General features: G+C 68.1%; 15 protein-coding genes. All 15 read left to right on the top strand.

Annotated features, from left to right (window positions below; genetic code table 11):
- Positions 1-4 precede the first annotated feature (4 nt).
- Positions 5-532 carry a phage tail protein gene (locus NC595_RS14395; RefSeq protein WP_253567570.1) on the top strand — a complete coding sequence of 176 codons (528 nt, stop codon included), beginning with the start codon at positions 5-7 and terminating at the stop codon, positions 530-532.
- 3 nt (positions 533-535) lie between these two features.
- Positions 536-1282, top strand: coding sequence for a T4 family baseplate hub assembly chaperone (locus NC595_RS14390; RefSeq protein ID WP_253567568.1), 747 nt, complete (start codon positions 536-538; stop codon positions 1280-1282).
- A complete protein-coding gene (locus tag NC595_RS14385) occupies positions 1279-2007 on the top strand; it encodes a hypothetical protein (RefSeq protein ID WP_253567567.1) in 729 nt (242 codons plus the stop codon). Before NC595_RS14390 ends, NC595_RS14385 begins: the two co-directional genes overlap by 4 nt.
- A complete protein-coding gene (locus tag NC595_RS14380) occupies positions 2004-3248 on the top strand; it encodes a Pvc16 family protein (RefSeq protein ID WP_253567565.1) in 1245 nt (414 codons plus the stop codon). Before NC595_RS14385 ends, NC595_RS14380 begins: the two co-directional genes overlap by 4 nt.
- The gene (locus tag NC595_RS14375; protein ID WP_253567564.1) at positions 3245-5398 is read left to right on the top strand and encodes an ATP-binding protein; all 2154 of its coding nucleotides are present in this window, start codon (positions 3245-3247) and stop codon (positions 5396-5398) included. Before NC595_RS14380 ends, NC595_RS14375 begins: the two co-directional genes overlap by 4 nt.
- The gene (locus NC595_RS14370; RefSeq protein WP_253567563.1) at positions 5395-5706 is read left to right on the top strand and encodes a hypothetical protein; all 312 of its coding nucleotides are present in this window, start codon (positions 5395-5397) and stop codon (positions 5704-5706) included. The genes NC595_RS14375 and NC595_RS14370 overlap by 4 nt, the downstream gene beginning before the upstream one ends.
- On the top strand, positions 5703-6572 hold the full coding sequence (locus NC595_RS14365) for a C1 family peptidase (RefSeq protein WP_253567562.1): 870 nt from the start codon (positions 5703-5705) through the stop codon (positions 6570-6572). Before NC595_RS14370 ends, NC595_RS14365 begins: the two co-directional genes overlap by 4 nt.
- 68 nt (positions 6573-6640) lie before the next feature.
- Complete coding sequence (locus tag NC595_RS14360; protein ID WP_253567560.1) at positions 6641-7843, top strand: eCIS core domain-containing protein; 1203 nt, start codon at positions 6641-6643, stop codon at positions 7841-7843.
- An 80-nt stretch (positions 7844-7923) separates the two neighbouring features.
- Positions 7924-9792 (top strand): eCIS core domain-containing protein, encoded by a 1869-nt coding sequence (locus NC595_RS14355; protein WP_253567558.1) that lies wholly within the window; start codon positions 7924-7926, stop codon positions 9790-9792.
- A gap of 280 nt (positions 9793-10072) precedes the next feature.
- Positions 10073-10729, top strand: coding sequence for a hypothetical protein (locus NC595_RS14350; RefSeq protein WP_253567557.1), 657 nt, complete (start codon positions 10073-10075; stop codon positions 10727-10729).
- An 82-nt stretch (positions 10730-10811) separates the two neighbouring features.
- Positions 10812-11420, top strand: coding sequence for a M15 family metallopeptidase (locus tag NC595_RS14345; RefSeq protein WP_253567556.1), 609 nt, complete (start codon positions 10812-10814; stop codon positions 11418-11420).
- A gap of 41 nt (positions 11421-11461) precedes the next feature.
- Positions 11462-11782, top strand: a complete 321-nt coding sequence (locus NC595_RS14340; protein ID WP_253567554.1) for a LysM peptidoglycan-binding domain-containing protein — start codon at positions 11462-11464, stop codon at positions 11780-11782.
- 4 nt (positions 11783-11786) lie between these two features.
- Positions 11787-12911, top strand: coding sequence for a hypothetical protein (locus NC595_RS14335; protein ID WP_253567552.1), 1125 nt, complete (start codon positions 11787-11789; stop codon positions 12909-12911).
- Complete coding sequence (locus tag NC595_RS14330) at positions 12908-13414, top strand: phage baseplate assembly protein V (RefSeq protein WP_253567550.1); 507 nt, start codon at positions 12908-12910, stop codon at positions 13412-13414. Before NC595_RS14335 ends, NC595_RS14330 begins: the two co-directional genes overlap by 4 nt.
- Before the next feature lie 12 nt (positions 13415-13426).
- Complete coding sequence (locus NC595_RS14325; protein ID WP_253567548.1) at positions 13427-13750, top strand: hypothetical protein; 324 nt, start codon at positions 13427-13429, stop codon at positions 13748-13750.
- The last annotated feature ends 3 nt before the right edge of the window (positions 13751-13753 follow it).

Below are 13753 nucleotides of genomic sequence, written 5' to 3'. Positions count from 1 at the left end.
CACCATGGCTCAGTTCAGCGTCAATGCGCAGCGTTTCGATCCCTACAAGAACTTCAAGTTCAGGCTGAAATGGGATGGCCGCTACGTGGCCGGGATCAGCAAGGTGTCCGGGCTCAAGCGCACCACCGAAGTGGTCAAGCATCGCGAGGGCGGCGACCCCAGCAGCAGCCGCAAGTCGCCCGGTCGCACCGAGTACGAGGCGATCACCGTCGAGCGCGGGGTCACCCACGACCTGGAGTTCGAGAAGTGGGCGAACAAGGTCTGGCATTTCGGTGCCGGCCTGGGGGCCGAGGTGTCGCTGAAGGACTTCCGCAAGGACCTGATCCTGGAGGTCTACAACGAAGCCGGTCAGCTGGTGCTGTCTTATCACCTGTATCGCTGCTGGGTGTCGGAGTACCAGGCGCTGCCGGATCTGGACGCCAATGCCAACGCCGTGGCGATCCAGCACCTGAAGCTGGAGAACGAGGGCTGGGAGCGCGACGTCAGCGTGCAGGAGCCCACCGAGCCCAGCTTCACGGTGCCGGCGGGCTGAGCCATGCAGCCGACGGCCGCCCGGTGGCTGCAGGCGTGGGAACGCGGCGCTGACGCCTCTGCCGCCGTGCGTGGGCTGTGCCTGCTCGGCGCCAGCGAGGAGATGCCTGCCGACGAGCCGCTGTCGGGCCTGTCGCTGGGCCGTCGCGATGCCTTGCTGCTGCAACTGCATGCGCGGCTGTTCGGACGCCGCCTCGAGGGCGTGGCGCAGTGCCCGGCCTGCGGAACGATGGTCGAGGCCGGTTTCGATGCCGACGCGCTGCTGCTCGCCGCGGACCAGGGCGCCGCTGCACCCGCCAGCGCGCTGGAGCTGCACCTCACCGCCCATGATCTGCACGTGCGCTTTCGCCGGGTGGATTGCAGCGATCTGCTGGCCCTGGAGCGCTGCGCAGACATTGCCGGGGCGCGGCGGCTGCTGGTCGAACGCTGCGTGACCGTAACCACCCGGGCGTCCGATGGCTCGCCGGTGAAGGCGCTACCGGAGTCGGCCCTGGCCGAGCTGGCCCAGGCCATGGCCGCCGCCGATCCGCAGGCGGATCTGCAACTGGCCTTCCATTGCCCCGACTGCGGGCACGACTGGGAGCCGGTCTTCGACATCGCCCGTTTCCTGTGGCGGGAGCTGCATGCCTGGGCGCTTCGCCTGCTGCGCGACGTGGACACGCTGGCGCGTCACTACCACTGGAGTGAAGCGGACATCCTCGCGATGACGCCACGTCGTCGCCAGGCCTACCTGGAGCAATGCACGTCGTGAGCGATTTCCTCGACCGGGTGGTGCTGCGAACCCTCGGCGATGCGTCGATGCTGTCGCCGCGCCTGCCGTCGCTGTTCGAGCCGGCCGGGCATGCCGGAGCGGCGGTCACGGAGGAATCCCTGCAGGCGCAGATCGTCGCCTCGGTAGTGCGGGAGCCCGCTCGGGCACCCACCGAGACGCACGGAGCGCAGGGCAGGGTAGCCACTCCCGTTGCCGATGCGCCGATGACGCGTCAGCTTCCGCGTGAGATAGCGCAGGTCGCGGTGCCGGGCGAACGCATCGTCGTCGTGACCGAGTCACCTGCGGCGTCGCAGCCAGCGCTGCTCGCGGCCGAACGTGCTCCATCGACCACGGTGGCGAACGCCGTTCCGATGACGACCGGTGCGCTTCAGCCTCTGCGGCGGACGACCCGAGTCGAGCACCCGCCGGGCTCCACGCCCCCGACGCCCGAGCAGCCGCTGGGTGTATTGCTCCCCCCCGGACAACCGGTATTCGCCACACGAAAGGAGGGGCCAGCAAGCCCACCGGTTCTGGCAGCGCGGCCATCGAAAGGCCCGCCGGACGATTCATCCCACATGCCGTCGGAGCCCGTCGTCCACGTCAGTATCGGCCGGCTCGAGGTGCGTGCCGCGCCCTCGCATGCATCGGCGCCGCGCCCGTCACCCGCGCCTCGCCGCAGTGCACTCGACGAATACCTGCGCCAGCGCGACCGGCCCACGCCATGAGCAACGTCCTCGCCATCGCCGCCGCCACGCGCACGCTGCGCAACGTGCTGCTGGCCCGCATGCCGCTGCTGGACACCGACCTGAGCGATCTGGAGGTGACCCTGCAGCCGCTGGATCTCGCGCGAAAGGGCATCACCAAGGCGCAGCTCAACCTGTTCCTGTTCCAGGTCGTGTGGAACGCGGGCTGGCGCAACATGGACATGCCGGGTCGCGTGCGCCCCGGCGAGACGGCCCAGCCGGCGCTGGCGCTGAACCTGCACTACCTGCTCACAGCGTGGGGGCGTGGCGACAGCGACAACGACGCGGTGAGCCACCGCGTCCTGGCCTCGGCGATGAGCACCCTGCACGACCGTCCGCTGCTGGACGCGGACGACATCCGCAACGCCTTGCCCGACAACGACCTGGCCGACCAGATCGAACGCGTGCGCCTGACACCGCTGCCGCAAAGCGTGGAAGAGCTGTCCAAGCTGTGGACGGCATTCCAGACCAACTACCGGGTGTCCGCCGCCTACGAGGCCACCGTGGTGCTGATCGACAGCCAGTCGCCGGCACGCGCCAGCCTGCCGGTGCTGCGGCGCGGGCCGCAGGATCGCGGCGTGATCAGCTCGGCCTCGATGGCGCCGTCGCTGAGCGGCATCGCACTGCCGCATGCGCAAACGGCCGCGCGGCTGGGAGACGATCTCGTACTCAGCGGCAACCAGCTCTCCCCGACCAACATGCTGGCCCGCTTCAGCAGCCTGCGTCTCGACGCACCGGTCGACGTGGCGCCGGCGGCGGGTGCGGCGCCCGGCACGCTGCAGGTCCATCTGGCCGACAGCACCGGGGATCCCCAGGCCCCGTCGCGCTGGGCGCCGGGTATCTACACGCTGGCGCTGCTCGCGCAGCCGCCGGGATCGCCGGTGCTGGTCAGCAACGAACTGCCACTGGCGCTGGCCCCGGTGATCACGATCAGTCCGTTGACCGGTACGCCTGGCACGCAGCACCTTACGCTGACCTGCCTGCCGCGCATCCGCGACGGGCAGCGCGTGTTCCTGCTGTTCGGCGACCGCAGCGTCACGCCGCAGAGCATCAACAACCCCGCCGACCCGCAGCAGCCCACGACCCTGACTTTCGACGTGCCCGGGGTGACCGCGGGCACCTATACGGTGCGTCTGCGCGTGGACGGCGCCGACAGCATCCCGGTGGATTTCAGCGGGCCGGTGCCGGCGTTCGCCAGCGATCAGCAGGTGGTGGTGTCATGAGCGACTACGCACAGTGGCTCGCCGAGAACGACCGCTACCTTGCCGATGCGCTGGCGGACCTGCGCGCGCGGTTGCAGCGGGCGGCGGGTCGACACGAGGAGCCGGTGGCCGCCGCGCCGCATGTCGCGGACGTTCCGGCGACCGCGACGCCGCAGGAGCCGGCCGCCGAACAGCGGCATGTCTCCTGGCTGTCCCGGGTCTTCCGCGAGCACGCGACACCGGCTGTCGCTCCGGCGTTGCCCGAAGCCGGAGCTTCGGACACAGCGGCCGCCGAGCCTGCGCCGGCACCGATCCTCGCCAGTACCGCGGATGCTTCGGACGCCCCCCCGGCCTTCACCCCGGCACTGCAACTGCTGGCGCAACGGCTGGGGCTGTCCGACTTCGAACGCGACGTGCTCCTGCTGTGCATCGGCATGGAGCTGGATACGCGAATGCCCGCGCTGTGCGCGCAGGCCCAGCACGACATGAGCAAACCCTGGCCGACTTTCGCGCTGGCCTTTGCCGTGTTCGACCAGCCGACCTGGGACGCCATGGCGCCGGAACGGCCGCTGCGCTACTGGCGCCTGCTGGAGATCCACCAGCCGGGGCCGCAGCCCCTGATCGGCGCCGCACTGAGCGCGGACGAGCGCATCGTGAATTTCGCCAAGGGTCTGAACTACATCGACGATCGCCTGATGCCGCTGCTCACGCCGCTGGGCACGGACAGCCTGCCGCCGTCGCAGCAGGCCGTGGCCGACCGCCTGATCGACCACCTTCGCCACATCCCGTTCGGCGAACCGCTGCCCACGGTGCAATTGATCGGCACCGACAGCACCAGCAAGCAGGCCATCGCGCAGACGGTGGCGGCGACCTTCGGCGCGCAGGCGTTCCGTCTGTCGGCGCAGTTGCTGCCCCCGGGCACTGCCGACCAGGACGCCCTGGCGCGCCTGTGGCGACGCGAAAGCCTGCTGATGTCGGTGGCGCTGTACGTCGATGCATCCGCCGTCGACGCCACCGAAGCCGCCTCCGGCCCGGTTCGCCGCTTCCTCGCCCGGACCGGCGGCCTGCTGTTCGTGGACACCCGGGAGCCCTGGAACGACAGCGGTGCCCATGTGCTGGGCGCCGAGGTGGCCCGACCCACCGCGATGGAGCAGCGCACCGTCTGGCAGCACCTGCTGGGCGAAGGCGCTGACCAGCACGCGCGGCAGCTGTCCGGTCATTTCGATTTCAACCTCGGCAAGATCGGACAGGTCGCGCACACCGCGCTGGCCGCGACCGGACAACGGCTGGAAGGCCTGGGCGAGGCGTTGTGGCAGGGCGCGCTGGCGCGCACGCGGCCGGCGCTCGATCAGCTCGCACAGCGCATCGATCCCAAGGCGACCTGGGACGATCTCAAGCTGCCCGACACCGAGAAGAACCTGCTTCACCAGATCGCCGACCAGGTCGCCCAGCGCAGCACGGTCTACGACGACTGGGGCTTCCGCGAGCGGATGAACCGCGGCCTGTCGATCAGCGCACTGTTCGCCGGCGAGAGCGGCACCGGCAAGACCATGGCGGCCGAGGCGATCGCCCATGCCCTAAGCCTGTCGCTGTACCGCATCGATCTGTCGGCGGTGGTCAGCAAGTACATCGGCGAGACCGAAAAGAACCTCCGCATGCTGTTCGACGCGGCGGAGGAGGGCGGCACGATCCTGTTCTTCGACGAGGCCGACGCCCTGTTCGGCAAGCGCAGCGAGGTCAAGGACAGCCACGACCGCTACGCCAACATCGAGGTGAACTACCTGCTGCAGCGGCTGGAGTCGTTCCGTGGCCTGGCGATCCTGGCGACCAACCAAAAGGGCGCGCTGGACAGCGCCTTCCTGCGCCGGCTGCGGTTCGTCATCAACTTTCCGTTCCCGGGCGTGGCCGAGCGCGAAGCGATCTGGAGCTCGGTATTCCCGCCGCAATTGGCCATCGGTCCGCTGGACGTGGCCCGCCTCGCCCGGCTGGCGCTCACCGGCGGAAGCATCCAGGGCATCGCGCTGAACGCGGCGTTCCTCGCCGCCCGCGCCGGCGTGCAGATCACCATGCCGCTGATCCTCGAAGCGGCCCGTGCCGAGTTCCAGAAGATCGGCAAGCCCGTCAACGAGGCCGACTTCCGTTGGCTGGAGAGCGCGGGGGGCCAGGCATGAGGATCGAGCTCCGCATCGAACGGCTGGCACTCGACCAACCCTTGCTGGGTGGCGAGCTTGCTGCCGACGTGCGCGCGGCGCTGGAGCGGGAACTGGGCCGAATACTCGGCGGTCCCGGCGCAACGGATGCACTGCGCAGAATCGGATGCGTTGACGCGATTACTGCACCTTCCATATCCGATGGCGGGCGGGCGCAGGGAGGGCTGGGCACACGCATCGCCGGTGCAGTGGGGCAGGGGCTGGGCATCGGGTCTAGGGAAATTCGTCCCGCGCAGACCGGCGACCGGATCGACGGGAGGCAACGATGAACAAGCAGACCAGCAACCACTCGGTCGGCGCGATGGGCTGGCAACCGGACATCCCCGATTTCCGCGACTACACCACCGATGCGCCGCAGATCGGCGCCGTACTGGCCAAGTCGAGGCCGTTGAAGGCACTGGCAGCGAAAAAGCTGCCGACCAGTGTGGACCTGCGTGCATGGTGCTCGCCGATCGAGGACCAGGGCGACCTGGGTTCGTGTACCGCGAATGCCGGCGTGGGACTGCTGGAGTACTACGAGCGCCGCGCGTTCGGCCGGCACCTCGATGGTTCGCGGCTGTTCCTCTACAAGGCGACACGCAACCTGCTCGGCTGGACCGGTGACCGCGGCGCTACCCTGCGCAGCACCATGAAGGCGATGGTGCTGTTCGGCGTCCCGCCTGAGCAGTACTGGACCTACGACCCGGCCAAGTTCGACCACGAGCCTGCGGCCTTCCTGTACGCGTTCGCGCAGAACTACCAGTCGCTCAAGTACTACCGGCTCGATCCGCCCGGCACTTCGCCCGACAAACTGGTGCAGTCGGTCAAGAAGCATCTCGCTGCCGGCCTGCCGAGCATGTTCGGCTTCACTGTCTACGATTCGATTCCCGCCGTCGGCGCCGGGACCGGCGACATCCCGTTGCCCAAGGCTGGCGAGCGCGTGCTCGGCGGTCACGCAATCGACGCGGTGGGTTACGACGACGCGAAGAAGATCGGCAAGGAAAAGGGCGCCCTGCTGATCCGCAATTCCTGGGGAACCGGCTGGGGCGAGTCCGGCTACGGCTGGATGCCCTATGCCTACATCGAAATGGGCCTGACCGACGACTTCTGGTCGCTGGTCCGCGCCGCGTTCGTCGACACCGACCTGTTCAAGTGACGCCAATGGATGCACATGCCGCCACGCGGGTAAGCAAGCCGGGTTCGCCGAGGACGGGCGGGCTGCACGTGGGCCTGCTGCAGCGCAAATGCGCCTGCGGCACGCACTTGCCCGGGGGCGGCGAATGCGCGGATTGCTCACGCAAGCGCCTGCAGCGCAAGTGCGGTGACGGTGCGGCGGGTGCCGCGATTCCACCGATCGTGCACGACGCGCTGCGTTCCGACGGGAAACCTCTCGACGTCGGCGTGCAGACCCTGATGGAATCCCGTTTCGGGCGCGACTTCAGTCACGTTCGCGTGCACACCGACTCCACTGCCGCGGCATCGGCGCAGGCGGTGAACGCCGAGGCCTATACCGATGGCCGGGACATCGTCTTCGCTCCCGGCAACTATGCACCGCAGACACCATCCGGGTTGCGTCTGCTTGCACACGAGATGGCGCATGTCGTACAGGCTGCATCCGGCCTGAAGTCCCGGGATGCGCTGAGCCAGCCCGGCGACCCCTTGGAAGTGGCTGCCGATGCCGCGGCGGATGCCGTAATGGAAGGCAGGCGCGTATCGATGGCTGCGCGCGCGGGCGGGCATTCGGGCGGAATCATGCGGCGGGTGGCGGCGCGCTCGACGCACTGTGCCGCCAATACGCACGGGGCACCTGCGGACCCGCTGGCAGAGTTGACAGACAACGACGCCAAGGCCATGGATTTCGCCACCCGCCTGGCGCACGCGCTTGCCGCTGATGCGCAAACGGCACGTTCGGGAATACCGGCCGCGCCGTCAACCACGTTCCAGTCCTATCGAACGCACTTCGGGCTGCCTGCAGCCCAGGGGCGCGGATTCCTCAACCGGCTCACCGGCGTGGTGAGGCCGACACAAGGTGTTGCGATGGGCGAGGAGCTGGGGATTCTTTCACGGCGATTCGCGCTCGTGGCGAGGCTCTACTCGCAGCCGATGAATTACGTCTGCGTGGATCGCGCCGGCGTTCGCTTCGGTGGCTGCGAATCCGGGGCATGTACTGGGCGCAACGGTGGCGACGCATGGTCGTGCGCGGGCAGCGGCGTGGTGTTCCTGTGTCCGTCGTTCTGGTCGGCGTACGACAGCGACGGACGCGCCGGGATCCTTATGCACGAGGCGCTCCACGTGAATTTCGAGGGAGTCGGTGACGAGACGCTCCGTGGACCGGGCAGGAACTTCAAGATCGCCGGTTGCTACGAGGCGATCTCGAACGAAGTTCTGGGGATCAATTCGGCCTTCAGTTGCCCCGCCCCGCCTTGATCCCAGTCGAGCGGACGACGGATGGCGGGTGGATACGGACTTGGTGGCGTAGCGAGTGGCTGTGGAGGGTCTGGAAAGAGATGAGCGGTTACCCCCGAAGAATGTTGGCAAACCCAACTGGGCAGACCGCGTCGCCGGTGCTGCTGCAGCGCAAGTGCGCTTGCGGCGTGCTTTCGCCCGGAGGCGGTCAATGCGCGGACTGTGCAAAGAAGCGTCAGTTCCTGCAGCGTAAGGGCGCCGGTCGCGGTACGGAGGGGGGCGTAGTGCCTGAAGTCGTGCACGAGGTGCTGCGTTCGTCGGGGCAGCCACTGGATGGCACCACACGCTCATTCATGGAGTCGCGCTTCGACCGCGACTTTTCCGGAGTCCGAGTGCACACGGACTCCGGTGCAGCTGAATCCGCAGGGGCGGTCGGTGCGCTGGCGTACACGGTCGGGCAACACATCGTGTTCGGCCAGCAGCAGTACGCACCGCGTACACTCGCTGGGCAGCATCTGCTGGCGCATGAGCTGGCGCACACGATCCAGGACTCCGGCAGCGGTAGCCTGCAACCTTCACTGAAGCTCGGGAACCCCGGCGACGCCAATGAGTTGGCTGCCGACCGCGCTGCGGATGCGGTGACGCGCGGCGAAAAAGTCACGGTCGAGCCGACCGGTGGCGGACTCATCCGGCGCCAGATGGCCGCCGACTGCACCGCCAATCCGGGCCAGCGTCCGAACGAGCGCTTGGTGAGCTGCCCGAACGACGGGGACTACCGGGTCACTCTGACGCTCTCCGACAAGCCGGCGCGGCCGGATACGCGTGCCACGGTGAATCCGGGATGGAACAGCCAGGAGATCTGGCTGGACATCGCCGTGTGTCGCGGCGGCACCGCCGTCACCATCACGCCGAAGATCGACCTGCCCAAGGCAGTGGGCGAGGCGGTGGCGAACCTTGTGGGTGGCTCGCCGTTGCTGAAGGGTGTCAGCATCACCCCGGGACTGACATTCACCATTGTGCAGAACGAGAGCTTCACCTTTACGGTGGGGCCGACAGTAACCGTCGACCAGAAAGGGGTGAGCGGTGTCGGCGGCGGCGTGGAGGTGAAAACCAAGGACATCGACGTCAAGGCCGATGTCACCTACGACCCGCGCAACAAGGGTGGCTTCCTCAATCTCACCTTCAGTGGCGGCTCCAAGCAGCCCAAGGTGGATTGCCCCAAGCAGGGCCGCCAGTACGCGGTATTTGCCTGCGAGAAGGTCAGCCACGTCGCAGCGGTGGATCCCGTGCCGCAGAAGACCAAGCCGGTGGAAGAGACCCGTTACGTCTTCTTCGAATACGCCAGCGACAAGTTCCGCCATGATCTGCCGCTGCCGGCCAAAGACGTGCACGACCTGGTCAGTCAGGGCTACAAGGTAGTCTCGATTCGCGGCTTCACCTCGCCGGAAGGGCCTCGCGGCAAGGAGCACATGCCCAAGTTCGAGGGCAACAACCTGCTGGCGGTCGATCGCGCAACGGCAGCCAAGCGGTGGCTGCAGAGCGACGAGGTGTGCAAGGGCTGCGATTTGAGCGGCGTGCCGCCAGAGGGCCAGGGCGAGCTGCCACCCATACAGGGTGGACAACAACCCGAGCCGAAGGGGCGTCCGATGGAGAAGGGCGCAGTCGACGAGTTTCTCGGCAAGACGCCCGGTAGCACCGCCGATCCGATGGCGCCGAGCGACCCGGTTGAACGGGCGAAGTTCGACAAACTCCCGTTCAGGGAGCAGCGAGAGCGGGCGTTCAAGGCCATGCGCCGCGCCGCCATCGTCTTCCAGCGCACGGTGGTCACTCAGGAGGCAAAGCCCGGCAAGGCGGCGCATGACGAGTTCCAGTCGGTCGATTGCCCTTCCAAGGTGATCGAAGCTGCGCAGAAGTCTTTCGGCATCAACATTCTCACCGGCGCCGTGCTGCCGCCGAAGGGAGGCCGGTGATGGATGCCCGTACGCACCGCCTGGCGAGCCCCCTGATTGCGCCTCCCGCGAGGGAGCAGTGCGCGTCTCCCCTGACCGGCAGCGTTGCGCCGTCGATAACGATGCGGGTGGCCGCCATCGGCGAACCGCTGCCCGGCGCGTGCGGAGAGACAGGTCGCCATCGCACCCCGTTCCCGTGGCCATCCCGGTGGCTGGCCGGGAGGGTCGAAGGTGCCCTCGGGAGCGCCTCGCTGCGGGCTCATGCCGACATGGGCGCCCCATGCGGCCAAGGACACGCGCCATGAGCGGCTTCCCCGGTTCGCCGCGCATCCTGAAAGGTGGCCTGGTGCTGATCGATCCGGACACCTCGGCGGTGCAGCGCGTGATCGCGCTGCAGTACAACCCCGACTCGATCACCCGCTCGCTGCAGGTGCAGGCGATCAGTGCCGACGGTGGCGATCGTTCGGAGGTGCTGCGGCTGAAGGGGCCGCCGGTGGAGACGATCAAGCTCGAGGCGGAGATCGACGCCACCGACCAGCTCGAATTTCCCGACACCAATCGCGCTGCCACCGAGACCGGCGTGTTCGCCCAGCTGGCCGCGCTGGAGACGATGATCTATCCCACCAGCACGCAGCTGAACGCCAACGATGCGATGTCCCGGGTCGGCACGCTGGAAATCATCCCGATGGAAACGCCGCTGGCCCTGTTCGTCTGGAGCCAGACGCGGATCCTGCCGGTGCGCGTCACCGAGCTGAGCATCACCGAAGAGGCCTTCGATACCGCGCTCAACCCGATCCGCGCCAAGGTCAGCCTCGGCCTGCGCGTGCTGTCGGTGAACGACGTGCCGGGCGGGCACAAGGCCGCCAGTCTGTTCATGAGCTATCTGCAGCAGAAGGAGCGCCTGGCCAGCGGGGCGGGCAGCCCGCTGGCCGCGCTCGGATTGAGGGGCGTGCCGTGATCCGCGCGCCACGCGACGACGCAGGACAACCGGGGCTTTCGCCCGCGATAAGCCGGGCATCGCGATCGAATCGGAGACCAGCATGCGTATCGGGGAAATGATTGCCGCCGTCCAGCAGGCCCTCGGGGTGGAGGTGGATGGCAAGGCCGGCCCGCAGACCTGGGGGGCGATCTACGCGCGGCTGGTGGACAAGAAGATCGACGGGGTGAAGCCGTTCGAAGCCGTCTCGCCGGTGGACGATCGCAGCGAGAGCGTGATTGCCACGCTGCTGCCGGAGGTGCGGCCGATCGCGCGGGCGCTGGTGCAGAAAGCGGCGAGCGCCGGGATCACCATCCGCGTGATCAGCGGCTTGCGTACCTACGAAGAACAGGCGGCGTTGTATGCCCAGGGGCGCACGACTCCCGGCAAAAAGGTCACCAACGCCCGGGCCGGTTACTCGAACCACAACTTCGGCATCGCGTTCGACGTCGGCGTGTTCGAAGGGAGCAAATACCTGCCGGAGTCCCCGAAATACAGGGCCGTCGGTGCACTGGGCATCGATCTTGGCCTCGAGTGGGGCGGCAACTGGAAGACCATCGTCGACCAGCCGCACTTCCAGTTGAGACCTGCCTGGGCGGCCGACGAGAGCGAACAGCAAATGCTGGCCGAACTGCGATCGCGAAGGGACCGCGGCCAGGCGGTATACGCCTGACGAATCGTCGCGATCGACCTGTCTGTGACGGAGGTGCCTTCATGCCCCTGACCTTTTCGCCCACCAGCCGCTACGCGCTGACGCCCACCGGCACCTTCGTGCGCGCCGACGGCACGCCGGTGACCTACCTCAAGCGCCGCTTCGTGCCGGCGCCGGAGAAATTCGCGTTGCTGCAGTGGCATCGGGTGGTGCAGGGCGAGCGGCTGGACAACATCGCTGCGCATTACCTGGGCGACCCCGAGCAGTTCTGGCGACTGTGCGACGCCAACCGCGCGCTGCGCCCGGCCGAGCTGACCGATACCGTCGGCCGCAAGCTCGCCATCACCTTGCCCGAGGGGATTCCGGGGGTGCCCAGTGCTTAAGGGCGTGCACCTGACGCTGTTGGTCGGGCCCGTGGTGCCGGTACCGGTGCCGCAGGTGGTGCTCGATGCGCTGACGCAGATCGAGGTGGTGCAGCCCGACGAGGCTGCCGGTGCGTTCACCCTGCAATTCACCCTGAGCGTGCGGTCGCCGCTGCACACGCTGTTCCTGCTCAGCGGCGGCGACGTGGTGCCGTTGCTGCGCGTGATCGTGATCGTCACGGTCAACGGCACGCCGGAGGTGCTGATCGACGGCGTGGTGACCAGGACCGAGGTCACGCCCGGTGCCGACCAGCGCCACACCAATCTCCAGGTCAGCGGCGACGACCTCACCACGGTGATGCAGAAGCTGGAGTTCTCGGGGTTGCCCGGGTTGCCATACCCGGCGATGCCGGCCGAGGCCATCGTGGCCCTGCTGCTGGCCAAATATGCCTTCCTCGGCGTGGTGCCGCTGGTGATCCCGAGCATCGCCGTCGACGTACCGATTCCCACCGACCGGATTCCCACCCAGCAGGGCACGGACCTCGAATACATCCGCCTGCTCGCCAGCCGCGTCGGCTACGTGTTCTACATCGAGCCCGGTCCCGCGCCGGGCACGAGCACCGCCTACTGGGGGCCGAAGATCAAGGTGGGCGTGCCGCAGCCGGCGCTGAATGCCGACATGGATGCGGCCAGCAACGTGGACAGTCTCAGCTTCAGCTACAACGGCAATGCGCGCAGCCTGCCGATCGTCTACATCCAGAGTCCGCAGACCAAGATCCCGCTGGCGATCCCGATTCCCGACATCGGCCCGCTCAACCCGCCGCTGGGCCTGCTGGACCCGCCGCCGCAGCGCTTCAACCCGTTGACCGAGACGGCCAAGTATTCGCCGGTGCGTGCCTTGCTGCTGGGCATGGCCGAGGCGGCCAAGTCCGCCGACACCGTCACCGGCCAGGGCCACCTGGACGTCGCCCGCTACGGCCGCGTGCTCAAGGCGCGGCAACTGGTGGGCGTGCGCGGGGTGGGGCCGGCGTTCGACGGTCTGCACTACGTCAGCGAGGTGCGGCACACCATCAAGCGTGGCGAGTACAAGCAGAGCTTCAGCCTGTCGCGCAAGGGGCTGATCTCCACCGTGCCGGTGGTGCCGTCATGACCCGGTACTACGGCAAGTACCGCGGCACCGTGCTGCAGAACGTCGACCCGGAGCAGCTCGGGCGCATCCAGGCGACGGTGCCGGATGTCTCGGGCCTGCTGCCGTCGAGCTGGGCGATGCCCTGCGTGCCGTTCGCCGGACGGCAGAGCGGGGTATACGTGGTGCCGCAGATCGGCGCGGGCGTGTGGATCGAATTCGAGCAGGGCGATCCGGATTACCCGATCTGGACCGGCGGCTTCTGGGGCATCGCGGCCGAGGTGCCCGCGCTGGCCTTGGCCGGCAACCCGGCCAGTCCCAGCGTCGTGCTGCAGTCGGGACTGCAGAACACCCTTTCGATCAGCGATCTGCCTGGACCCACCGGCGGCATCCTGCTCAAGGCCGCCACCGGCGCGATGATCATGATCAACGAGGTCGGCATCACCATCTCCAACGGCCAGGGCGCCACCATCGTGCTGGCCGGCCCCAGCGTCACCGTCAACAACGGCGCGCTGGTCGTGACCTAGGGAGGATGGACGATGCCCGGCTTCCTCCTGCATGTCGGCGCCACCGTGCTCTGCTCGCATGGCGGACAGGCGCAGGCCACGGTGCCGAACCCGCGGGTGACGGTGAGCGGGCAACCCACCGTCACCTTGTCCGCTCCCTGGGTGGTGGCCGGCTGCACTTTCCCGCCGCCGCCCGGTGCCAATGGCCCCTGTGTCAGCGCGCAGTTCATCACCGGCGCGACTCGGGTCACCTCCAACGGTCAACCGCTGCTGTGCTTCGACAGCCAGGCGCTCTGCGCGCCGACGGCGACGCCGCTGCTGATCGTGGCCAGCCAGATGCGTGCCACGGCTATGTGAGGA

Origin of the sequence: Dyella lutea, assembly GCF_024158035.1 — a bacterium.
In the GTDB taxonomy this organism is placed as follows: Bacteria; Pseudomonadota; Gammaproteobacteria; order Xanthomonadales; family Rhodanobacteraceae; genus Dyella_A; species Dyella_A lutea.
Note: the sequence above shows the minus strand (reverse complement) of the source record. Positions and strands in the feature narration are given on the sequence as shown.